At 66.9% G+C, this 23215-nt stretch carries 23 protein-coding genes; 7 read left to right on the top strand and 16 right to left on the bottom strand.

The features are described from left to right. Positions 1-49: 49 nt before the first annotated feature. From A5692_RS22980 to A5692_RS22935, 10 genes are read right to left on the bottom strand one after another with little or no spacing between them, the layout of a single operon-like run. Positions 50-811, bottom strand: coding sequence for a mannan-binding family protein (locus tag A5692_RS22980; protein WP_082963021.1), 762 nt, complete (start codon positions 809-811; stop codon positions 50-52). Continuing rightward, complete coding sequence (locus A5692_RS22975) at positions 808-1503, bottom strand: tetratricopeptide repeat protein (protein ID WP_068060296.1); 696 nt, start codon at positions 1501-1503, stop codon at positions 808-810. The genes A5692_RS22980 and A5692_RS22975 overlap by 4 nt, the downstream gene beginning before the upstream one ends. A gap of 31 nt (positions 1504-1534) precedes the next feature. Continuing rightward, on the bottom strand, positions 1535-2794 hold the full coding sequence (locus A5692_RS22970; protein ID WP_068060293.1) for an MlaD family protein: 1260 nt from the start codon (positions 2792-2794) through the stop codon (positions 1535-1537). After that, the gene (locus A5692_RS22965; RefSeq protein WP_068060290.1) at positions 2791-4038 is read right to left on the bottom strand and encodes an MlaD family protein; all 1248 of its coding nucleotides are present in this window, start codon (positions 4036-4038) and stop codon (positions 2791-2793) included. Before A5692_RS22965 ends, A5692_RS22970 begins: the two co-directional genes overlap by 4 nt. Next, positions 4035-5150, bottom strand: coding sequence for an MCE family protein (locus A5692_RS22960; protein ID WP_068060288.1), 1116 nt, complete (start codon positions 5148-5150; stop codon positions 4035-4037). Before A5692_RS22960 ends, A5692_RS22965 begins: the two co-directional genes overlap by 4 nt. Then, complete coding sequence (locus tag A5692_RS22955; RefSeq protein WP_068060285.1) at positions 5147-6202, bottom strand: MlaD family protein; 1056 nt, start codon at positions 6200-6202, stop codon at positions 5147-5149. Before A5692_RS22955 ends, A5692_RS22960 begins: the two co-directional genes overlap by 4 nt. Beyond that, positions 6195-7250, bottom strand: a complete 1056-nt coding sequence (locus A5692_RS22950; protein ID WP_068060282.1) for an MCE family protein — start codon at positions 7248-7250, stop codon at positions 6195-6197. The genes A5692_RS22955 and A5692_RS22950 overlap by 8 nt, the downstream gene beginning before the upstream one ends. Next, positions 7247-8815: an MlaD family protein gene (locus tag A5692_RS22945; protein ID WP_068060280.1), complete on the bottom strand. Its 1569-nt coding sequence runs from the start codon at positions 8813-8815 to the stop codon at positions 7247-7249. Before A5692_RS22945 ends, A5692_RS22950 begins: the two co-directional genes overlap by 4 nt. An 11-nt stretch (positions 8816-8826) precedes the next feature. Next, the gene (locus A5692_RS22940) at positions 8827-9690 is read right to left on the bottom strand and encodes an ABC transporter permease (protein WP_068060278.1); all 864 of its coding nucleotides are present in this window, start codon (positions 9688-9690) and stop codon (positions 8827-8829) included. A 1-nt stretch (position 9691) separates the two neighbouring features. Further along, complete coding sequence (locus A5692_RS22935; protein ID WP_068060276.1) at positions 9692-10531, bottom strand: ABC transporter permease; 840 nt, start codon at positions 10529-10531, stop codon at positions 9692-9694. Between the two features lie 326 nt (positions 10532-10857). On the opposite strand from A5692_RS22935, the gene A5692_RS22930 reads away from it, so the two are divergent. The 5 genes from A5692_RS22930 (at position 10858) to A5692_RS22910 (ending at position 14673) form a co-directional block, all read left to right on the top strand. Further along, positions 10858-11460, top strand: a complete 603-nt coding sequence (locus tag A5692_RS22930; RefSeq protein ID WP_068060272.1) for a TetR family transcriptional regulator — start codon at positions 10858-10860, stop codon at positions 11458-11460. A 56-nt stretch (positions 11461-11516) separates the two neighbouring features. After that, positions 11517-11798 (top strand): phosphoribosyl-ATP diphosphatase, encoded by a 282-nt coding sequence (locus A5692_RS22925; RefSeq protein ID WP_067310353.1) that lies wholly within the window; start codon positions 11517-11519, stop codon positions 11796-11798. Between the two features lie 2 nt (positions 11799-11800). Beyond that, positions 11801-12658, top strand: a complete 858-nt coding sequence (gene hisG, locus A5692_RS22920) for an ATP phosphoribosyltransferase (protein WP_068060269.1) — start codon at positions 11801-11803, stop codon at positions 12656-12658. A 114-nt stretch (positions 12659-12772) separates the two neighbouring features. Further along, a complete protein-coding gene (locus A5692_RS22915) occupies positions 12773-13282 on the top strand; it encodes a DUF4126 domain-containing protein (RefSeq protein WP_068060265.1) in 510 nt (169 codons plus the stop codon). A 20-nt stretch (positions 13283-13302) separates the two neighbouring features. Then, positions 13303-14673 (top strand): FAD-containing oxidoreductase, encoded by a 1371-nt coding sequence (locus A5692_RS22910; RefSeq protein ID WP_068060262.1) that lies wholly within the window; start codon positions 13303-13305, stop codon positions 14671-14673. 112 nt (positions 14674-14785) lie between these two features. Here the strand turns inward: A5692_RS22910 and A5692_RS22905 are convergent, their stop codons facing one another. Continuing rightward, entirely contained in the window at positions 14786-16081 is a 1296-nt protein-coding gene (locus A5692_RS22905) for a DEAD/DEAH box helicase (protein WP_068060259.1), read from the bottom strand. Between the two features lie 281 nt (positions 16082-16362). Continuing rightward, a complete protein-coding gene (locus A5692_RS22900; RefSeq protein WP_068060256.1) occupies positions 16363-17223 on the bottom strand; it encodes a RecB family exonuclease in 861 nt (286 codons plus the stop codon). Positions 17224-17296: 73 nt separating this feature from the next. On the opposite strand from A5692_RS22900, the gene trmI reads away from it, so the two are divergent. Beyond that, positions 17297-18139 (top strand): tRNA (adenine(58)-N(1))-methyltransferase TrmI, encoded by an 843-nt coding sequence (gene trmI / locus A5692_RS22895; RefSeq protein WP_068060253.1) that lies wholly within the window; start codon positions 17297-17299, stop codon positions 18137-18139. Here trmI and A5692_RS22890 read toward each other — a convergent pair whose 3' ends face one another. Both A5692_RS22890 and A5692_RS22885 read right to left on the bottom strand, forming a co-directional pair. Further along, positions 18140-18433 (bottom strand): DUF503 domain-containing protein, encoded by a 294-nt coding sequence (locus A5692_RS22890; RefSeq protein WP_068060250.1) that lies wholly within the window; start codon positions 18431-18433, stop codon positions 18140-18142. 8 nt (positions 18434-18441) lie between these two features. Then, a complete protein-coding gene (locus tag A5692_RS22885) occupies positions 18442-19029 on the bottom strand; it encodes a hypothetical protein (RefSeq protein ID WP_068060247.1) in 588 nt (195 codons plus the stop codon). Positions 19030-19351: 322 nt separating this feature from the next. On the opposite strand from A5692_RS22885, the gene arc reads away from it, so the two are divergent. After that, positions 19352-21181: a proteasome ATPase gene (gene arc, locus A5692_RS22880; protein WP_068060380.1), complete on the top strand. Its 1830-nt coding sequence runs from the start codon at positions 19352-19354 to the stop codon at positions 21179-21181. Positions 21182-21259: 78 nt separating this feature from the next. Here the strand turns inward: arc and A5692_RS22875 are convergent, their stop codons facing one another. Together A5692_RS22875 and A5692_RS22870 are read right to left on the bottom strand one after the other, a co-directional pair. Next, a complete protein-coding gene (locus A5692_RS22875) occupies positions 21260-21901 on the bottom strand; it encodes a hypothetical protein (protein WP_068060244.1) in 642 nt (213 codons plus the stop codon). 9 nt (positions 21902-21910) lie between these two features. After that, positions 21911-23101 carry a hypothetical protein gene (locus A5692_RS22870; RefSeq protein WP_068060240.1) on the bottom strand — a complete coding sequence of 397 codons (1191 nt, stop codon included), beginning with the start codon at positions 23099-23101 and terminating at the stop codon, positions 21911-21913. Positions 23102-23215: the final 114 nt, after the last annotated feature.

The following is a 23215-nucleotide window of genomic DNA, read 5'->3' as shown; positions in this document are numbered from 1 at the left end:
CCCGCCTGGCAGTTTGCGGTCGCTCGCGCGTCCGGTGCGGGGCTGGAGGCTAGATCCGCAGCACGGGTGCCAGGGCGGACAGCGGGATGTGAGCCTGGACGGTGCCGCCGTCCATGAACCACTGCATGACGCCCGGCGTGAAGTTGAGCGGCTCGTCGTGACCCACCGGGTAGTCCGGCATGTACAGGATCAACTGATCGGGAGTCACCGCCCACGCCTTGTACGCCCCGGAGTAGACCTTGTCCGGAGTCCAGCGGTCGACGGTGAAGGGGTAGGTCCCCGGGTCGTGTGGCGGTGGCGCCTGGTTGAGCGCCGCTTCGATAAACGGTTGCGCCAGTGGCGGAATGGCGGTCAGCGGGTTTGACGTCGTCAGGTCCGCCAGCTGCACCCGCCGGCCACTGGCCATGTCGAACGTGAACGTCCGGTAGGCGTTGTTGGGCTTCGGCCCGTCGGCGTGGTAGTCCTCGTGAAACACCGCGCTGAGCAGGTTGCCGTGGCGGAATACCTCGAAGTTCTCCTCGCCGTAGCTGTCGGCGGCCATGGCGCCGTTGGCCGTCTTCCAATTGTTGACCAGGGTGCGCAGGTAGTCGCGGATCACCGGGCCCGTGGTCGGATTGTCGACCAGGTCGTCGGGCATGGCGACCTTGATGTCCCGGACGGCCATGCGTTCCGACGTCACGGAGGTGTGGCAGTACTGGCCGTCCCAGTCGCCGCCGAGCTCGCCACAGAAGGACGGTGCGGACGCGTGCGCGGTGCCGGGAAGCGTTGCGGCGGCGATCATTACCGACGCCGCGAGCATTCGTCGCATCACAGCAGCTGGACCTTGCTTGCCCGCCAGCGACCGTCGACCTTCTCCATCGTCATCTTGATCCTGCTGCGGTCGATGCGCGGGTCGGGAGCGGCCGTGTTGGTGACGGTCTGGTCGATGAAGACCAGCACGACAACCTTGTTCGTGGATTCGGACTGGATCGCCGAGTCCACCACCACGCCGTGCGCGGTCGCCTTGTTGTCGATCAGCAGCTGGCGAAGCTTGACGCTGGACTGGGTGTACATGTCCTTGAACTCGCCCGTCGCGCCGTCGAGCACCTGCCTGAAGTTGTCGTCGACCTTGTTGGAGTCGATGCTCGTCAGCACCTGCGCGTAGGAGATCGCCGCCTGTTGGGCCTGATCGCCGGCGAGTTTGACCTGATGCTCCTGCCAGAGCCGCCAGCCGAGGAATCCCGAAACGGCAAGCGCCGCAACGAGAAGCGCCGGCAGCACGCTGCGACGCAGATAGTGCTTCCAGGGGCGCTTGCGGCGCTCGGCCGCGGGGGGTTTGCGTTTGAGCAGCGCGCCCTCGCCTTCGTCGGTTGATTCGTCGGTGCGCGCCTCGTCCGCGTCTTCGATTGCGGAGTCTTCGATTGCGGTGTCCGGTGTTGCGGTGTCCGGTGTTTGGGTGTCTGGCGCGACTTCGGCATGCGCCTTGGCCTTCGGGTTCTTCTCGGTGGTCACGATCACGGTCATCTCCTAGTGTGCGGGTCGGCTGGTCTACGTCTCAGTGCGGCGGCTCGATCGGCAGTGCCGGGCCGCCGTAGGGGGTGGGAATGGTGTAGCGGCCCCGCGGGGTCGGATCGGTGCGCTGGCCCAGGTCCGCCCCCGGTGGCGGGCCGGCGGTGTCGTCGCCGCCCGGCCGCGGCGCGTTCTTGGCGCCACGGATCGAGACGGCGGGGTCGTCGTCGCGGCAGTAGGTGTACATGAATGGCTCGTAATAGTCGGCGGCGGACGAGGCGTGCGCGGGTGTCCCGTAGTCGCACACGTAGCGGGGATAGAGATCAGCAGTCGCCCAGACACCGCCGTCATGAAAGGCGCTCGTCACCGCGTCCAATACCGACCCGCGGTAGTCGGGGAACAGCGCGTTGAGCGCGGGGACCCGTAGATAGAGCAGCTGCGACATGGTGGCCATGCTGCCCAGCAACTGCACCATCGTGTCGGAATTGTCGGCGAACAGATTGTCGACTGCCGAAAGTGTGCGCGGCGTCTGCCCGGTCAGACGGCGATAGCCGGCCTGCATCCTTGCCACACCGGTCAGCGTCTTGTCGAGTTCGGTTGCCGCAGCGCCCAACCCGGCGTTCTTGTCGCTTGCCAAGGTGAGCACCACCCGGCTGGTCTTGATGACGCTGGTGGTCTGCGGCAGCACCGAATCCAGCGTCGAGAGCAGGAAGGTGCCGCCGTCGACGATGGCGGTCAGCTTGGCGGGCCCCTCCTTGCTCAGGCTCAATTCCCTCTTGATCAACTCGATCTTGTGCGGATCGACCTGCGCCAGCAGCCCGTCGGCGTCACCGAGCAACTGCGCCAGGCTGACCGGGACGGTCGTGCGGTCCGAGGTGATGAGGCTGCCGTCGTGCAGGTACGGCCCTGCGTCGGAGGCAGCCTCGAAGTTGATGTACTGCTCACCCGCGGGCGACAGCGCCGACACGTGCACGACGCTGTTCGCCGGGATCCGCACCTTGGACGTGATGCTGGCGACGGCGTTCACCCCGGTGTCGGTGATCTGCAGCGACTCCACCCGGCCGATGCGCACTCCGCGCAGGGCGACATCCTGATTGGGCAGCAGGCCGCCGGATTCCGGCAATTGCACGGTGACCCGGTAGGACGAGGCGAACGGCTTCACCCGCAACGCGCCGACAAGCAAGTAGGCGGTTGCAACGACCAGGATGAGCGCCAGTCCGGCCACCGACAGCCAGACCTGTTGCCGGTGACCGGTGCGGACCGCGCGGACAACGAAATTCGCGACGTTGTCGATGACGCGGATCACGGCTGTGGTCCCGGTTGCGGTCCCGGTTGCGGTCCCGGCGCGGGTGCCGGCGGCGGGCCGGGGGCGACATCGATCTGGCCCGGGATATTCGGGTCCGGGATGACGGGAACCTGCGGCGAGTTCGGCCCCCGCCCGACCACGCGTTCCTGTAGCCGCCACAGGGTGTACTTGAGTGTGCCGACCAGCAGGTTCACGTTGTAGTGGTGGGGCCCGTGCAGCCCGATGTCGCCGGGGAATCCGATGTCGGGCAGCGATCCGAGCATGATCTTGTCCACACCCACGTTCACCGAGATCGAGTTTCCCGCAGTTGATTTGACCAACGCGGGGATCAGCCGGTTTATCGACAGCCAGCTGGTGTCCGGGCTCATCGCGACGTCGTTGGCGGCCCCGGCGACGGTGTTCAGGTCGCGGATGACGCTGCGGCCGCTGGTGTCGATCCCGCCGATCGACGGGAACCTGGCCAGCAACCTGGAGGTGTCGCCCACCTGGACCGCCAGGTCGGAGAGCTGGGTGGTGTTGTCGGCCAGGGCCGAGGTGGCGGGCCCGGCCGCGACCATCAGGTCGGTGATGGTCTGGTTCTTGGCGTCGAGTTGGTCGGCCAGCTGCGACAATTGGGTCAGTGCGGCCGAGATCTGATCGGAGCGGGAATCCAGCCTGCCGAGCAACTCGTTCGACTTGCGGATCATGTCTCCGAACGCCTGGCCCTGGTCACCGGTGGCCTTGCCGAAGCCGTTGATGATGTTGGTGAAATTGCGTACCGCCCCGCCGTTCACCAGAATCGCCGCCGAACTCAACACCGACTCGACGGTTGCGGCGGCCGCCGTCGAATCCAGGCCGATGGTGTCGCCGTCCTTCAACGGGGGCCCGTCCGCTTCGCCTGGGGGTTCGCCTGGGGGCGGCGGCTTCAGCGCGACGAACACGTCGCCCAGTGGTGTCGCGGTGCGTAATTCGGCCGTGCTGCCCCGGGGCAGTTGCACCCCGTCCCGGATGCGCAGCCGCGTCACCGCGGTGTAGTTGCGCGCGACCATCGATTCGAGCTGCCCGACGTCGGCGCCGCCGAGCTTCACCTTGGCGTTCATCGGCAGGTTGAGCGCGTTGGAGAAAACCGCGTTCAGCGAATAACCTCCCGAACCCAGCCCCGGCGCCGGGAGGGGCAGGCTGGCAAGCCCGTTCGTGGCACATCCCGCGGTCACCATCGCCGCGGCCACGGCCGCCAGAACGCCGCGCGCGCCCGCGCTCCTCATTTCTGCCCCATTGCGGCCATGCCGTCGAGCACATAGGTCAACCCGAAATCGGGGCCGAAGTCCTGGATGGTCCCCGTGCTGCAGCCCAGTTGACGAAGCCCCATCAGGTTGCAGATCTCTTTGGTGTACTGGCTGTCGAAGAGCAATCGATCCGTGAGGAAGCGGGCCCGCACGCTGCCGTTCGCCCGATCGATCATGTTGTAGGCGTTGTCGGCCACCAGCGGCGCCAGGTCCAGGAGCTCGGCGAGGTCGCGCCGCTGGTCGGTCACCATCTTCAAGGTGGCGTTGCCGTTCAGCGCGGCCTGCTTGATGTTGTCGCGGTTGGCATCGAGCAGGTCACCCGCCCGCTGGATCAGCTGGTCGAGTCTGCGTCCGGTGCTGCCGTTGCCGAGGTCCTCGTCGGCCATGATCTGGCTGACCTGGTGGATGGTCGAGGCGAATTCGCGCAACTTGGTGTCATTGGCGGTGACGGCGTCGAACAGGGTGCTGATGTTTCTGACGATCGTGGTGATCTGCTCGCGGGTCGTCGCGCCACGGTCACCGGACAGGCGCAGCGCCTTGGAGAGTTCGCCCAGCGCCGCCTTGATCTTTTCGCCGTTGCCGTTGACCACTTCCGCGCCGCCATTGAGCACATCGGCGATCGGGCCGCCGCCGCGGCCGTCGCCCTCGAGCGACTTGGTCACCTTGTCCAAAACGTTGAGGACGCTGCTGAATTCGACGGGCGTCTTGGTCCGCGGCAAGCCGATGGTGTCGTGGTTCTGCAGAGTCGGCCCACCGCGATAGGGCGGCGTGAGTTCGATCTGCCGGTCGGTGAGGATGGAGGTCGAGACGGTGACGGCCTGCACGGTGGCGGGAACCTTCACGTGGCGGTCGACGGTGAACTCGACTTCGACGTAGCCGCCCTTGGCGTTGATCTTGGTGACCTTGCCGACCGGCATGCCCAGCACCGCCACCACGTTGCCCTCGTAAAGGCCGGAGGCACTGTCGAATTGGGCGTTCACGGTGATCGTGTCCTCGTCGGAACTCAGGTACCACCAACCGATTCCGACCGCCGCAACGATGACCGCGACCGCGGCGACGATGGCCAGCGCCTTGGCGCCGAGCCCCGTCACTTGCAGTCCTTGAAGTACTGGATCATGCCGAACTGCTTGGCACGGCCGCTGATCGCGCACATCCACGAGTCGATCAACGGAACGTTGGGGGCGTTGAAGTTGATCGCGTTGCCGTCACCCGTGAGGTTGGCGGCCTCGCGGAAGAAGATCGGGCTGGTTTGCAGCATGCTGTGCAGCAGGTCGTCGTGTTGAGCCATCAAGTTGGTGAAGTCGCGCATGTCCTTGATCAACGCGTCCAGCCCCGACCGGTCGTTGACCACGACCTGGCTCATGGTGTCGATCAGGCTCGAGAGCGATTGCATCATGGCGTGGAAGACGGTGCGCCGCGCGACGAATTGGCCCAGCAGGTCCTGGCCCTGGTCGACCAGGTTGCCGATGCCGGCCTGCTGGCGCCGCAGCGTGTTGGTCACCTGCTCGGTGCTGCGCAGCAGCTGTCCCAGTTGGTCGCGCCGCACGGCGATGATCGACGAGAGGGTGTTGATGTTCGAAATGGCCTGGGGCACAACGGCGGGCAGGCCCTCGAGTTGCTTGCCGAGCACCGCGAGCGACTGGGCGAACCGGTCGGAGTCAACCTGCTCGAACGTGGTGGTGGCGTCCTGCAACGCGGCTTGCAGGTCGTAGGGCACCTCGGTGTGCGCCAGGTCGAAGGTGTTGTCGGGCAGGTGCGCAGGGCCGCTGGGTTCCAGCGCCAGGTACCGCGAACCCAGGATGGTGGTGACCTTGATCTGGGCCCGGGAATCCTTGCCCAGCGCGATGTTGTCCCGGATCTTCAGCCCCGCCTCGACATGGTCTCCGACGAGTTTCATGCTGGTGACGTTGCCCACCGGGATGCCCGCGACCACGATCGGGTTGCCCGCTCGCAGCGAGGCCGCCTGCAGGAACTCAGCGGTGTAGTGCCGGTATCCGGCGCCGAGCGCGTGCACGAGCAGCATGACCCCGATGAGCACCGCGACCACCGCGACGGCGATGAACCCAAGCCACGTCTTGTGGTAGCTCTCCAACGGACGCTTTCTCATCGCCGAAAGTCGAAGCCGGACGGACGTTTCAGCCATCGGCCGTGCTCCTGCACCTCGGGGTGTGCCAGGCCTTGTTGCCCGGTGTGGCGGCGTTGACGATGATCGGTACGACGTCGTTGAGCCCGGGGAAGAACCCCATGAAGTTCACGTCGCACACGTAGGCGTTGCCGTAGGCGCCCTGATTGCCGACCCGGGTCAGCCCTTTGAGTAGCAGCGGAATGTTGTCGCCGAAGAACGCCACCTGCGGTTCGACGTCCATGATGTGCTTGGTGACACCGGGCTGGCGATCGATGAATTCACGCAGTGCCGGGTAGACGTCCGCCGCCGATGTCGACAGCCGGCCGGTCACCCGCGCGAGCGAACCCACCGAGGCGACCAGGTCCGGGCGCCGGGCGTCGAGCTCGCCGACGATGCTGCGGGTCTGGGTGATGACTCCGTCGAGATCGTCGTTCTGCTGGGCCAGGTTGCCCATCACCTTGTCGAGGTTGGTGATCACATTGCCGAGCGCCTGATCCCTGCCCGCGAATGTCTCTGTGAGCGTGGAGGTCTGGCCGACCAGCGTGGCCAGTGACGACGTGTCGCCCTGCAGCGAGGCGATGATGCCCTTCGTGAGGTTGTCCGCGTCGTGGGGGTTCAGCAGGCTGAACAACGGTTCGTAGCCGTTGAGTAGCGTGGTCACGTCGAAAGAGGGTTCGGTGCGTTCCAGTGGGATGGTGCTGCCCGGTGGGAGCAGCTCCTGACTGCCCTCCTTGCCCAGATACAGTCCGAGGTAACGCTGGCCGACGATGTTCTGATAGGTGACCGACGCCAGGGTGTTCCCGAACAACCGCTGTTCTTGCTGCACCACGAACGAGACTTTCGCGAGGTTGCCCTCCAGCTCGATCTTTTCGACTCGGCCCACGCGCACCCCGGCCATCCGGACGTCGTCGCCTTCGCGAAGCCCGTAGACGTCGCTGAACACGGCCGAATACCCGGCGGTGTTGCCCGCCACATCGCGGCGCAGGCTCACATACACCAGCCACGTCAGCGTCAAGGAGACGACCATGAACAGGGTCAGGGCAACGAGCGGGCCGCGAAACCTCACTTCGCCTCCCCGGGGGGCTGAGCCGGTGGGTGCGCCAGTGACACCGTGGTGCCGCGGGCGACCGGACCCAGCAGCAGCTCGGTGGCTTCGGTCGCGGGCGCGCCGGTGATCACGCCCAACACGTTTCGTTCGTACTGGCTGCCGACCGGCCCCACGTTCCCTCCGAAAGAGGCCTGGGGTATCCACGGCGCCTTGGGCGCCACCGGCGCGACCCATGGTTCGTGTGGTTGCGGTGTCGCTGGCGCGCCGGGTGAGGGGTTATCGGGATTCGCGCTGCCGGGAACGGGCGGTGACGGCGTGATCCCGGCGGGCAGTGGGGGATTGGGATCGGACAGGTCGGGATGCGGGTTGATCAACGGTGGCCCGACGGCCACCAGGTTGCCGTCCGGGCCGATCACGGTGCCCGGCGGTGGCGCGAGATCCTTGGGCGGTTGATAGTTCTGCGGCAGCAGCACTTCGGGCAGATCGGGCCGCACCGGAATCAGCGGCGCGGTAAAGCAACTCGGCCCCTTCAACTCTCCGTAATGAGGACAGTCGGCACGTGTGTATGTGGAACTGGGCGTGAACGTCAGCATCGCGCGCATGTTGCCGAGATTGGTCCGGGGGTTCCAGACCTGTTCCATGAACTGGTTGGCCAGGTTGTCCAATTTGACGACGGCGGGCACGAAGTTGTTCGACTTCTGCGCCAGCACGCCGAGGACCGGCGTGAAATCGGTGGTGATCTGGATGAGTTGGTCGATGTGGTTGCCGAACGATTGGCGCGTCGTGCCGACCGTGTAGTCGGCGCCCGAGAGCAGCGAGGCCAGTTGCCCGCGGGTCTCGGCGAAGGTTTGCATCGGCTCGACGGCCTGGTGCAGTGCGTCGAGAAGGTCGGGGGCCGTCTGCGCGAGACCGCGCGTCGCATCCAGCAGCGCGGACACCGTCGACGGGCCGGTGTCGGTGCTGACAATCGAATTGAGCTGGTCGAGAAGGCGATTCAGTTGCGCGCCGGCGTTGAGCAGACCGACGCGGCGGTGGTTGGTGGCGGCACCGAGCGCGGCCAGAATCCCCACGGACCTGTCGTCACGTCCGCGCCCCGCCGCGGCGAGCACGTCGCGCAACTTGCTGACGGTCGTTTGGAAGAGAACGGTCGGAAGCCGGTTGTCCTCCGGGATGTGCGCGCCCGCACGGATTGCCGCGCCGGAGCCGTTACCCACCAACTGCACCGACGACACCGCGAACACGTTGCTGGGCACCACGCGCGCGGTCACGCTGGCCGGAATCGATTTGGCGTATTCCTGTTTGAGGTCGATGTGGACGTAGTTGGGTTTGCCGTGCGCCGCGGGCACGACGCCGTTGACCATGCCGACGAGGACGCCGTGGTATTTGACGTCGGACTTCTGCGGAAGGCCGTCGCCGACGTTCACCAGATCCGCGACCACCCGCACGTAATCGTTGAGCCGGCCGGTCGATTTGACCACCATCGCGGTGGTGAGCAGGGCACTGACCACCACTACCGCGATGCCTATGCCGAACAGCTGGCGGTCGGACGGGCCGCGGCCGTCCAGCTCAAAGGAATTGGGCATGTTCCACCGACCTAGCCGCCGAATCTCGCGCCCGAGTCCACGCCCCACAGCGCCATGGTGAGCAGCATGTTGACGATGATCACGACGGTGATGCTGGCCCGCATCCCGTGTCCCGCGGCGACACCGACGCCCTCGGGGCCGCCGCCCGCGTAGTAGCCGTAGTAGCACTGGATGGTGGACGCGATCCAGACGAAGATGACGGCCTTGATCAACGAGTAGACGATGTCCTGCCCGGCCAGCATGAGCGTGAAGTAGTGCAGGTAGGAACCCGTCGAGCCGCCGCTGCTGATTCCCACCACTACTTGTGTGCTCAGGTAGCCGATCGCCAGGCAGGCGGCGTACAGCGGGACGATCGCCACCACCGAGGCGATCAAGCGGGTGGTCACCAGGTAGGGGATCGGGCGGATCGCAATCGATTCCATGGCATCGATCTCCTCGGCGATGCGCATGGACCCCAGCTGCGCCGTGAAGCGGCAGCCGCCTTGCATGGCGAAGGCCAGCGATGCCATCAAGGGCGCCAGCTCGCGGGTGTTGACCAACGAGGACACGAACCCGGTGGCGGGCCCGAGGCCGAGCAGATCCAGGAAGTTGTAGCCCTCGATGCCCACGAGCGCACCGACCGTCATGCCGAGCACCACGGCCACGCCGGCCGTGCCGCCGCCCACCACGATCGAGCCGTTGCCCCAGGTGATGTTCGACAACAGCCGCAAGAACTCGGCTCGGTACTGGCGCAAGGCGAGCGGGACGGCGACCAGCGCGCGCACGAAGAAGACCAGCAGATGGCCGAGCCGGATGATCGGTACTTTCCCCCGCCGGTAGAGCCGGACGAGCGGGACCGAAATCGGTGCGAACGGTTGATACGCGGAGGCGGTCACGTCACAGTCCCGTCCTGGGCGACAACATGATGTAGAGCTGGCTGATCGCGACGTTGACGATCATCAGCAGCAGGATCGCCTCGACCACCGCCGCGTTCACCGAGTTCGCGACCCCCGTCGGTCCGCCCTTGGTGGACAAGCCTTTCTGGCTCGACACGATGGCCACGATGGCACCGAACACGATCGCCTTCACGAGCGCCAAGATCATGTCGCCGGTCGTCGCGAACGACGCGAACGTCGACACGAAGCTGCCCGGCGCCCCGTTCTGGAAGTACACGTTGAACATGTAGCTCGCGAAGAATCCGGCGAAGCACACGACGCCGGTGAGGGCCACGCCGATCATCACCGCCGCGGCGAGGCGGGGGACGACCAGACGGCGGATCACCGAGACGCCCATCACCTCCATCGCGTCGGTTTCTTCGCGCATCGTTCGCGAACCCAGGTCGGCGGTGATGGCCGAACCGACGGCCGACGCCATGAGCACCGCGGCCACCAGCGACGCGCCCTGTCGAATGACGGCGAGCCCGCTGGCGGCCCCGGCCAGTGACGTGGCCCCGACCTGGCCGGCCAGCAGCGCGAACTGGATGGAGAGGGTGACGCTGATCGGCAGCGACACCAGGATCGTCGGCAACACGGCGGTGCCCGCCATGAATGCGCCCTGCCGGACGAACTCCTGCCACTGGAAACGCCCGGTCATCAGGTCGAAAAAGAAGTATTGAACGGTGCGCACACCCAGGACGAACTGTTCGCCGACCGTCGTCAGCGAGGCGATCGGGTGACGTCTGACGTACCCGACCGACCAGTCCCGAACGGCGACGACGCCATCGACCTGTGTCGTCATGGTGGTGTGAGCTGGACGCCAGTCAGCAAACTCATGACAGCGGCCATGGCTTATCGGCTACCGCTCGCATCGGCCCTCTTCCCGCCCCTTGAATCCGTGAGTGCCGAGCAGATGACTTCGGGCGCCTTTGACGCGGATTGACGCGCGTTGGCGCGCATCCTTATTAAAATAGTGTCAACAGGCCCCAAGAATCTGCAGTTCATCGGTGTGTGCTGCATCACAGTAGCGTACTTGATAGGGACTTTCAATAGTGTAGAGTCACTCATCTGAGTTCGTCGTTGGACGGCACCGCGGGGTTGGAATGTCGGATTGACGAAGGTGATGGCATGCCGTCAGCAAACACTGGCTCGCTGCGGGATCGCCGCCGCGCCGCGCTGCTCTCCCAGATCCAGCAGACCGCACACCGGCTTTTCGCCGAGCGCGGCTTCGAGGCGGTGACGACGGAGGACATCGCGGCGGCCGCCGGGATTTCCATCAGCACCTATTTCCGGTATGCGCCGACCAAGGAAGGCCTGCTGGTCGATCCGGTCCGGGAGGCGGCCGCCGAGATCGTCGGTTCCTACAGCGCGCGGCCCCCACACGAGTCGCCGGTCGAGGCGCTGATTCAGCTGTTCGTCACGCACGCCAAAGATGTCAGCGAGGTCGACGACCTCGATCCGTGGCGTCACGCCGTGGCGACCGCGCCCCACCTGTTGAGCAAGTCCGTGCTCGTCAGCGAGGCCGACCACCGCGGGCTGATCGAGCAGGTCGCACACCGGATGGGTGTCGATGCGGCAGTCGACATCCGGCCCGCGCTGCTGGTCCACACGAGTTTGGCCACAGTCAAATTCGTTCTCGATGGGTGGCTGAGCGCGGACATCGCCGCGAGCCCGCCGTTTCACGTCCAACTGGAAGAGGCGTTGCGGATCACGCTCGCCGGATTCGACTGACCGGACAGCTGAAAACGGCGCCGGAGTGAAACCGCCGTGACTTTGCTCGCCACCGCGTGAAACAATCGCTGGCCGTGAAGACGTTCGAGGATCTGTTCGCCGAACTCGGTGAGCGTGCGCGCACGCGGCCGGCCGGCAGCGCGACGGTCGCGGCGCTGGACGGCGGCATACACGGGCTGGGCAAGAAGATCCTGGAGGAGGCCGGCGAGGTGTGGCTGGCCGCCGAGCACGAGCCCGACGAGGCGCTGGCCGAGGAGATCAGCCAGTTGCTCTACTGGACGCAGGTGCTGATGATCGCGCGTGGCCTGTCCCTCGACGACGTGTACCGGAAGCTGTGACCATGTTGCGCGTTGCGGTTCCCAACAAGGGCACGCTGAGCGAGCCGGCCAGCGAGATTCTCTCGGAGGCGGGCTACCGGCGCCGCACCGATTCCAAGGACCTCACCGTCATCGACCCGGTCAACCAGGTCGAGTTCTTCTTCCTGCGGCCCAAAGACATTGCGATCTACGTGGGTTCGGGCCAGCTGGACTTCGGCATCACCGGGCGGGACCTGGTACGCGACTCGGACGCACCGGTCCGCGAACGCCTGGCGCTGGGTTTCGGGTCGTCGAGTTTCCGGTATGCCGGCCCCGCCGGGCGTGATTGGACGACGGCCGATCTGGCGGGCAAGCGCATCGCGACGGCATACCCGAATCTGGTCCGAAAGGACTTGGCGGAACGGGGTATTGAGGCCACCGTCATCAGGCTCGACGGGGCCGTGGAGATTTCGGTGCAGCTAGGGGTGGCCGACGCCATCGCCGATGTGGTCGGCTCCGGCCGCACCCTGAGCCTGCACGACCTGGTGGCCTTCGGCGACCCGCTGTGCGACTCGGAGGCGGTGCTGATCGAGGGCGGCGATCCGGGCGGCCAAGACGGGACGCGGGCAGCGCGCGATCAACTGGTGGCGCGGATCCAGGGCGTGGTGTTCGGGCAGCAATATCTGATGCTCGACTATGACTGCCCGCGGTCCGTGCTGGACAGGGCTACGTCGATCACGCCGGGGCTGGAGTCGCCGACCATCGCGCCGCTGGCCGACCCGGATTGGGTCGCCATCCGCGCGCTGGTGCCGCGCCGGGGTGTCAACGAGATCATGGACGAGCTTGCCGCCATCGGTGCCAAAGCGATTCTGGCGTCGGATATCAGGTTCTGCCGGTTCTGACCGCACGGGTGCGGTGCCCGCGGTTGTGTTAGCGTCCGCCTAGGGCTGCTTGCCCGTGTCACGCCCATGGGCCGTCATCCCTACCGTTGCCGGGTCGTTCCCCAGGAGGGTTTCGTGACACATGCGCTTATTCTGCTGCTGGCTTTGCTGATCGGTGTCGTCGCCGGGCTGCGCTCCCTCACGGCTCCCGCCGTGGTCGCCTGGGCCGCCTACCTGGGATGGATCGACCTGCACGGCACATGGGCTTCCTGGATGGGCAACATCATCACCGTCGTCGTGTTCACCGTTCTGGCCGTCGGCGAACTGGTCAACGACAAGCTGCCCAAGACGCCGGCCCGCACGGCGCCGCCGATCTTCGCCGCCCGGATCGTCATGGGCGGGTTGGCGGGTGCCGCCTTGGGCGCCTGGCCGCACTGGACCTTCTCCGCGCTCGGTGCGGGCGTGATCGGCGCGGTGCTCGGCACCCTCGGCGGCTACCAGGCACGCAAGCGGCTGGCCGCGGTGGCCGGCAGGGACCTGCCCATCGCGCTGCTGGAGGACGCGGTCGCGATCGTCGGCGGACTCGCCATCGCCGCGGTGACGGGGCACGTGCTGACCGAATACCTGCTGTCGGCCGTTAAGTGACCCGTTAAGTGACCCGTTAAGTGACAAAGCATTTCGACGCGATCATCGTCGGCGCCGGTCAGGCCGGCCCACCGCTGGCGGGGCGACTGACCGCTGCCGGGCAGCGGGTCGCGCTGGTGGAACGCAAACTGATCGGCGGCACCTGCGTCAACACCGGATGCATCCCGACGAAGACGCTGGTGGCCAGCGCGCACGCCGCTCACCTCGCCCGCCGCGGCGCCGATTACGGCGTGGCGACCGGGCCGGTCAGCGTCGACATGGCGAAAGTCAAGGCGCGCAAAGACGAAATCATGCTGGGCGACCGCAAGGGTGTCGAGGACTGGCTGGCGGGCATGGACGGCTGCACCGTCTTTCGTGGGCACGCCCGTTTCGAGGATCCGCACACCCTCAGCGTGGACGGCGACCTGCTGCGCGCCGACCGCATCTTCCTCAACGTCGGAGGCCGCGCCGTGGTCCCCGACATCCCGGGGCTGTCGGACGTGGAGTTCCTCACCAACGTTTCGATTCTCGAATTGGATACGCTGCCAGCCCATCTGGTCATCCTCGGCGGCAGCTACATCGCGCTGGAGTTCGCGCAGATGTACCGGCGCTTCGGGGCCCGGGTGACGGTGGTCGAGAGGGGTGCGCGCCTGGCGTCCCGGGAAGACGAGGACGTGTCCGCCACCGTCCGGGACATCCTGGAGGACGAGGGCATCGACGTCGTCGTCGGCGCCGACAACGTGCGAATCAATAAGACCGACAGCGGGTTTGAGCTCACGCCACGCGCGGGCTCCGCTCCCATCGCCGGAAGTCACCTGCTACTGGCCGTGGGCCGGCGGCCCAATACCGACGACTTGGGGCTGGAGGCCGCCGGCGTGCGGACCGACGCCCGTGGCTACATCGTGGTCGACGACCAGCTCAAGACGAACGTCGAGCACATCTGGGCGATGGGGGACTGCAACGGTAAGGGGGCCTTCACCCACACCTCCTACAATGATTTCGAAATCGTTGCCGCCAATCTGCTCGACGGCGACCCGCGGCGCGTGAGCGACCGCATCGCCACCTATGCGCTCTACATCGACCCACCGCTGGGGCGGGCCGGCATGACTGTCGACCAGGTCCGTGCATCGGGCCGCAAGGCGCTGGTCGGTAAGCGGCCGATGACACGAGTCGGCCGGGCGGTGGAAAAGGGTGAGACGCAAGGCTTCATGAAGGTCGTGGTCGATGCCGACACGCGGGAGATACTGGGAGCGGCCATCTTCGGCGTCGGCGGTGACGAAGCGATTCACGCCATCCTGGACGTCATGTCGGCCAAGGCGCCCTACACGACGCTGGCGCGGACCATGCACATCCATCCCACCGTGAGCGAACTCGTTCCCACCATGCTGCAGGAGATGGCCCCGCTGGTCTAGTGGCGATCGCGAGCGCGGCCGCGGCGATCGCGAGCGCGGCGTAGCCGGGCGAAGCGGGTCGCCGCCAAGGCGTAGCCGGGCGCGTTGGGTCGCCACCATCGGTCGCGCCCGCCTACCGCGACGCAGTGGCGGGACGACGGGATCGGCGGCGCCTGGGACGAGTGGCCGACGCGCCGCGCGGGGCAGCGGGGGTGGGCGCGGACCGACGGACCTCCGTCGGAGCGGGCGCGACGGCCTGGCGCGGCGCGGGCTCGCCGGCCAGGGCGTGGATGACGGGGGAGGCGGCCGTGACTTGCTGGGGAACGGCGCGGATGGCCGCCTTGCGCATCATCGATTCGGTGTCCCGGCGTTGCTCGGGCAGCGCGATGGTGACCACGTCACCGGAGGCGCCGGCCCGGGCCGTGCGGCCGGATCGATGCAAATAGGCCTTGTGCTCCGCGGGCGGGTCGACGTGGACCACGAGCTCGACGTTGTCCACGTGGACGCCGCGCGCGGCGATGTCGGTCGCGACTAGCACTCGCGCCTGTCCAGTCGCGAACGCCGCCAGGTTCCGGTCGCGCACGTTCTGGGACAGGTTGCCGTGTAACTCCACCGACGCGATGCCGGATTGGGTGAGCTGGCGGGCCAGCTTCCGGGCCTGATGCTTGGTTCGCATGAAGAGGATTCGCCGGGAGTCTCCCGCGGCCAGCCGCTGTACCAACTCCTTCTTGGCTTGCGGCCCGTCGACGCAGAAGAGGTGATGTGTCATCGCGGGAGTCAGGGACGTCGGTTCTGCGATCGACCGCGTTACCGGGGTGGTGAGGAATCGCTTCACCAGGGTGTCGACAGCGGCATCGAGAGTGGCCGAGAACAGCATCCGCTGTCCGCCCGCGGGCGTGGCCGCCAGGATGCGGGTAACGGTGGGCAGGAAGCCCAGATCGGCGAGGTGGTCCGCCTCATCGATAACCGTCACCTGCACCGCGCTCAGCTTGACGAGGCCTTGCTTCATCAGGTCGTCCAGGCGGCCCGGGCAGGCGACGACGATATCGACGCCCGACTTCAACGCCGCGGCCTGCTTGTGCTGCGGCACCCCGCCGAAGATGGTGGCCACGCGTAGGCCCCGAGCCGCGGCAAGCGGCGCGATAGTTGCGGCGATCTGTGTCGCCAGTTCGCGGGTGGGCGCCAAGACCAGACCGGTTGGCTTGCTCGGCCTGCGGTTGCCGGCATCGAGGCGGCTCACCAGCGGAATCGAGAAGGCGAGCGTTTTGCCGCTGCCGGTCTTGCCGCGGCCCAACACATCTCGGCCGGCAAGCGTATCCGGCAGTGTTTCGATCTGGATTGGGAACGGTCGGTGGACGCCGCCCTTGGCGAGCGCGTCAACCAGCGGTGCGCTCACCCCGAGGTGAGCAAAAGTTGTGTCTTCAAGCATGTTTCAATGTCCCTAAAGCGTCGGTGGTAGCGAGATTGCCCGTCTGGCAACATCGATCGCCGCGACTCGAGGCTGTGCGGTGCGCACCTAGTCATCTCGGACTCGGCGCCCCGCGGGGATCTGAGAAGAAATAACGAATCGATCACGACGTGCTGGCAAGCCATTCGGCGCCAACGTTGACAACAGCATAGCGCACTCGCCGCCGAACCTACTCCGTCCGGGTGGTTGCGCCGTAATGACCCTTGTCACATCGGTAAAACCGCCGGAGGTCACGCTGCCGGTTAGTTCTGGTGCGAAATACCTTGTGCCAGCGCGTAATCCGGCCATCCCGGGTAGGTCGGCGGGGTTCCGCCGAACAGCGGGCAGTGCTGTTGGTGGGGGCACCAGTCGCACAACCGCGACTGGCTGGGACGAAAATCGCCGGTCTGCCCGGCGGATTGGATCGCACGCCAGATCGCCATCAGGGTTTTCTCGAAGCGCAGCAATTCGTCGTGGTCGGGCGAATAGTCCAACACCTGCCCGTCGGCCAGGTAGATCAGCCGCAGCCGGTTGGGCGGCACGCCGCGCGTGCGCAGCAGGGCCACTGCGTAGAACTTCATCTGGAACATCGCCTTGAACTCCGCCAGGGCCCGTGCGGCCGGCGGCGCCTTGCCGGTCTTGTAGTCGACCACGCGCAGCTCTCCGGTAGCGGCGACGTCGATCCTGTCGATGAAGCCGCGCAGCAGGGTGCCGTCCGCGAGCTCGACCTCCACGCGCTCCTCGCAGCATTGCGGATCGAAACGGGTCGGGTCCTCGAGCCGGTAGTAGCCGGACAGCAACGCGCGTGCCTCGGCCAGCAGCTGGTCGCGCTGCTCGCGATCGAACTCGCCGGCCAGGTCGGGTGCCGAGGCGATCACCTGGTCCCAGGCGGGTTCGAGCAGTGACAGGGCGGTGTCGGGACCGCGCTGCGCGGCGGGCAGGCCGTAGAGGTGCTGCAGGGCGGCGTGCACCACCGAGCCGCGCAGCTGGGCGGTCGACGGCGCCTCGGGTAAGCGGTCGATCGCGCGGAACCGGTAGAGCAATGGGCACTGCTTGAAGTCGGCCGCCCGCGACGGCGACAGCGCCGGCCTCGAAGGCGGCCTCTCCTGCAGCTGGTCGGTCATGCCCGCAGCGTAGAACCGGGTGCCGACAACCCCGGGCACCGCCCGCGGCGAGTCGGCTGGCACGCTAGACGGCGTGTCCGCAACCGGCCCGTTCACCGTCGGGGAACGCGTCCAGCTCACCGATGCCAAGGGCCGGCACTACACGATGTCGCTCACGCCCGGCGCGGAGTTTCACACCCATCGCGGCTCGATCGCCCACGATGCGCTGATCGGGCTCGAGCAGGGCAGCGTGGTCAAGTCCAGCAACGGCGCACCCTTCCTGGTGCTGCGCCCGCTGCTGGTCGACTACATCATGTCGATGCCCAGGGGCCCGCAGGTCATCTACCCCAAGGACGCCGCGCAGATCGTGCACGAAGGCGACATCTTCCCGGGCGCCCGCGTGCTCGAGGCCGGGGCGGGTTCGGGTGCGCTGACCTGCTCCCTGCTGCGCGCCGTCGGCCCCGGCGGGCGGGTGGTCTCCTACGAACAGCGCGCCGATCACGCGGAACACGCTCGGCGCAATGTGTCGGTGTTCTTCGACGGGGCACCGGAGAACTGGGAGCTGATAGTCAGCGACGTCGCCGACTCGGACCTGCCCGACGGTTCCTTCGACCGCGCCGTGCTCGACATGCTGGCGCCCTGGGAGGTGCTCGACGCGGTCTCGCGGCTGCTGATCCCCGGCGGGGTGCTGATGGTCTATGTCGCGACCGTGACGCAGCTGTCACGGGTCGTGGAGGCGCTGCGGGCGCAGCAGTGCTGGACCGAGCCGCGGTCGTGGGAGACGCTGCAACGCGGCTGGAACGTGGTCGGCCTGGCAGTGCGGCCCCAGCACTCGATGCGCGGGCACACCGCGTTCCTGGTCTTCACGCGGCGGCTCGCGCCGGGCGTGGTCGCGCCTGCGCCGTTGGGGCGCAAGCGCGAGGGCCGCGACGGCTAATTAATCGTCGCTGCGCTGCAGCCCCCGCCGCACCGAGAGCAGCTCGAACTCCGGATGCGCGGCCACCAGCCGTTCGGCCGCGTCGAGAACGTCGACCGCATGGCTGCGGTCGCCGGACACCGTGGCCACCCCGATGCCCGCCCGTCGATACAGCTCGGGTGAGCCCGTCTCCGCCGCCGACACGCTGAACTTGCGTCGCAATTCGGCGACCACGGGGCGGATCACCGACCGTTTCTGTTTGAGCGATCGGACGTCGCCCAGCAGCACTTCGAATTCGAGCCAGCCGACCCACATGCCGCGGCTCAACCGGGTGGGCTCGGGGTCGGAACGGGGGCGGGCTCGGGAGCCGGCACCGGGGCCGGGTTGGGCGGCGGCACCGCCGGCGAGTTGCCCAGCGTCAACAGCATCTCGGCGGTTCGCCGGGACAACTGCCAACCGCCTTGAAAGGGCGTGAATTCCATGGGGAAGTGGAAGCTGCCGTTAGCGGGCTGGGCCGTGTTGACGTCGATCGTCGCCACCACATCGGAGGGGGTCTTGTCCGACCAGGCGATGTCGTGCGCGACGAAGGTCATGGGCAGGTAGCCGTTGTCGCGCAACGCGTTGGTGAACTTGTCCAGGCTGCCTGCGCTCTCGGGGGTCGCGCCTTCGACCAGACTCACCTTGTTGATACCGGGTACGTTCGGATCGGCGAGCCGGGCCAGGATGTCGGTAAGGGCGTCGGGCGGCGGCAGCGGGGTAGTCGGAGTGACGACAACGGTGCTCGACGTGGCCGGTGCCGCCGCGGGCGCGGAGGAGGCGATTCTGGGTTGTTGATGCGACGAGCATCCCGAGATCCCGACCGCCACCACGACGGTGGCTGCACTCAAGGTCGCGCCCAGATGCCGGTGCATCCAGTCGATCAGGCCGGTCGCGGGGTAGGGGCGCTTGCCGAAGCGGGTGCCCGCCGCGCGGTGGGGCCAACGGGTGCAACTGAACTCACACCCGCGGTCGCCACGCCGGCGCCGGTCGTGCCGACCAAGCCCGTGGCGAGGCTTTTTGCGGTCACTCTGCCACCTCCTAGGGCCCTTTCGATCAGCGAGATTAGTGGCCGAGATTACCAGCGTGACGAAAATCTTAACTTTTCGTGGGTATTTGACTCCGCACATCATTGGCCAATCGCCGGTAGCTTTGAAGTATCCACCGCGCCAATTAGGTGTGGGAAAGGAGCGCAACATGGGTGGCTCAGAGCGTTCTGAATCATTCGGTACCCCCCACGAGTCAGGCATGTCCAGCGGCGATGCTGCCGAGTTGGAAGAATTACGCCGCGAGGCAGCGTTGCTGCGCGAGCAACTCGAGCACGCAGCCGGGACGCAGGGCGGCACCCGGTCGGCGCGCGATGTGCATCAGCTCGAAGCCCGTATCGACTCGCTGGCGGCACGCAACTCGAAGTTGATGGAGACGCTCAAAGAAGCGCGCCAGCAACTACTTGCGCTGCGGGAGGAAGTGGATCGGCTGGGGCAGCCGCCGAGTGGCTACGGCGTGTTGCTGGGTACGCACGAGGACGACACGGTCGACGTGTTCACCTCCGGTCGCAAGATGCGCCTGACCTGCTCGCCGAACATCGATGTCCCCTCGCTGCGGAAGGGCCAGACGGTTCGCCTCAACGAGGCGCTGACCGTGGTCGAGGCCGGCACGTTCGAATCGGTCGGCGAGATCTCGACGTTGCGCGAGCTACTGGCCGACGGGCACCGGGCGCTGGTGGTCGGCCACGCCGACGAGGAACGCATCGTGTGGCTCGCCGAGCCGCTGGTCGCCGAGGACCTCCCGGAGGGGCACCCCGACGCGCTCAACGACGACAGCCGCCCGCGCAAGCTGCGGCCGGGCGACTCGTTGCTGGTCGACACCAAGGCCGGCTACGCGTTCGAACGCATTCCCAAGGCCGAGGTCGAAGACCTGGTCCTCGAAGAGGTGCCCGACGTCAGCTACTCCGACATCGGCGGCCTGACCCGACAGATCGAGCAGATCCGCGACGCCGTGGAGCTGCCCTTCCTGCACAAGGAGCTGTACCGGGAGTACGCGTTGCGCCCGCCCAAGGGCGTCCTGCTGTACGGCCCGCCGGGCTGTGGGAAGACGTTGATCGCCAAGGCGGTGGCGAACTCGCTGGCCAAGAAGATGGCCGAGGTGCGTGGCGATGACGCGCGCGAGGCGAAGTCCTACTTCCTCAACATCAAGGGCCCCGAACTGCTGAACAAGTTCGTCGGCGAGACCGAGCGTCACATTCGATTGATCTTCCAGCGCGCGCGGGAGAAGGCGTCCGAAGGTACGCCGGTGATCGTGTTCTTCGATGAGATGGACTCGATCTTCCGCACCCGCGGCACCGGCGTCTCGTCGGACGTCGAGACCACCGTCGTCCCGCAGCTGCTGAGCGAGATCGATGGGGTCGAGGGCCTCGAGAACGTCATCGTGATCGGCGCCTCCAACCGCGAGGACATGATCGACCCGGCGATCCTGCGGCCCGGCCGCCTGGACGTGAAGATCAAGATCGAGCGGCCCGATGCCGAAGCGGCGCAAGACATCTTCTCGAAGTACCTGGTCGAGTCGCTGCCGCTGCACGCCGACGACCTCGCCGAGTTCGGCGGGGACCGCACCGCCTGCATCAAGGCGATGATCGAGAAGGTCGTCGAGCGGATGTACGCCGAAATCGACGACAACCGGTTCCTGGAGGTCACCTACGCCAACGGTGACAAGGAAGTCATGTACTTCAAGGACTTCAACTCCGGGGCGATGATCCAGAACGTCGTCGACCGGGCGAAGAAGAACGCGATCAAGTCGGTGCTCGAGACCGGGCAACCCGGTCTGCGCATCCAGCACCTGCTCGACTCGATCGTCGACGAGTTCGCCGAGAACGAGGACCTGCCCAACACCACCAACCCCGATGACTGGGCGCGGATTTCGGGTAAGAAGGGCGAGCGGATCGTCTACATCCGCACCCTGGTCACCGGCAAGAGCTCGAGCGCATCGCGGGCCATCGACACCGAATCCAACCTCGGCCAGTACCTGTAAGGCCGCTCGGCCACGCCGGCACTCGAACCGGGCGCACCGCGCGTCGCGGCTCGAGTGCCGGCGCTGTGCTGCCAGGGGTCAGGCGGTCACCAGCGAGTAGCTGTTGGTCAGGTTGTCCTGCAGGACCTGGGCCGCCCTGCTCCTGGTGTCCACCCGCAGCTCCTCGGTGAGCACTCGCGGCTGGTAGGTCCAACCGGCAGGCAGGTCGAGGCGGTCGGCGAGCCGCGGCAGGTCGGCCTGCGTCAGGTTGGGGTCGGCGACCTGGCTCATCGTCTGCATCACCCAGCGCTGTCCCTGCGGATCGATGAGCTCGTAGATCTGTTCGCCGGCGTTGAAGACGAACACCGTGTGGCGGTTGACCTTGTTGGGGATGTAGGGCGCCGGATTCATCGACGACAGCAGAACCGTGGCCTGCTGGATCATCTCGATCCCGCCGAAGGTCTTCGTCATCTGCGGACCCTGGGCTTCTTTTTCGATGGCGTTCATCAGCCAGTACCGGGGGCCGTTCAGCAAGGCAGCGGCCACACCGTTCTCGGCGGCGATCGCGTGTGGGTCGAGCGCCGACCACAGGTCGGCGGGGCAGTCGTTGAGCGGGAAGCTGTTGTAGACCGTTGCCTGCGGACCGGCTTCGCCGGCGGTTACCAGCAGCACTTCGCCGTAGCGTTTACCTGCCAGATCGAGCGCGTGTTTGCCGACGTGGTCGGATTGGGGGGCGGACACACGGTGAAGTTAGTCACTGCCGTCGGTGCCGTCAACAGCACGCGCGGGCGGCACGATGGCGCCACGGTAGCGGTTGCGCGCGATCAGCGTCGTGTGCAGGTCCTCGATCAGCGGGTCCAGGAAGGTGGAGCGGTACTCGGCGTCGCCGGCCGCGCGGGCGCTGATGTACATGAAGGTCAGCGCGCCGAGGAACAGGCACATGTGCACCAGCGAATCCGCAACCGGCAGTGTGAATCCCAATACCGTCGCGGTGCTCTTGTAGGTGTGAGTCCATTCGTTGAGCAGTTCGGGGCTGAGCACGATCAGCCCCAGAATCAGGTAGATCGCGGCGGTGACCACCGCTACCACCAGGATCTGCGCCAGTTGGGAGGCGGCCAGAACGAAGACGACGTTGAGGCGTTCGGCTCTCCTCAGCGGTGCGCAGCCAGTGGCCTCCGGCATGGCCGCGAACGGCGTGCCGGCGAGATGTTCGGTCTCCGCGGGCAAAGCGGCCGTCGACTTCAGCATCGGGCGGACCCGTTCCACCGTGGCGGAGACGACGAAGGCGGCCGCGATGGCGACGAGGAAGGCCATGGCCAGCCCCAGCCGGTTCCCGCTGATCGTCGCGGCCATCAACCAGACGTAGGTGTTGAAGAACACCAACGCGGTCAGCAGCACGACCGGCAGTGCCCGGACCGCCAGTGCGCCCACCATGGCGAAGTGCGACAGCATCATGCGCACCGCCCAGCCGACCACCGATCCGACGCCCAGGCCGGTCAGGATCAGCACGACGGCGATCACGGCGGCGTCCTGCTGCAGCTGCGTCGCGTCCGCGGTCGTCACCCCGACGCCGGCCGCGAACAGAACCGACACGGTCGCGATCGCCGCGCGTGCCCGGCCGTTTCGCGACCGGGACACCAGCCAGCCCACGAGGACCATCAGCGGGAGAACGAGGCCGACGATCACCAGCACGACCAGTTCGGAAGTCGTTGGGGTACCGCTGATCTCGACGTCGTGACCGCCGGTGATCAGGTACACCGGCAGGATGCAGGCCTGCAGCGTCGCGTACGCCGCCAACATGGGCGCCGAGCGCGGCCACAGCCGCCGCCACCGGGCGCGCCTGGTCAAAACGGACGGTAAACCCCGCTCCAGGAACCAGCTTTCGGCCGCACCGCTCGCCGAACCCCGGCGGCGCGGCGTGCGGCGCAGAGTTAGGTCCATGCCGGCTCACCCTACGGCGGGCAAGTCTCCCGCGCTGGGCGTTGAGCGATGGCAAACATCCGCCGATTGCCCGCCTTCTCAACGCCCCGCCGCGCGGGACGCATCGTCGGCGGG

It is taken from the genome of Mycobacterium sp. E342, assembly GCF_001667665.1.
In the GTDB taxonomy this organism is placed as follows: Bacteria; Actinomycetota; Actinomycetes; order Mycobacteriales; family Mycobacteriaceae; genus Mycobacterium.
This window is presented reverse-complemented; position numbering and strand designations above follow the sequence as displayed.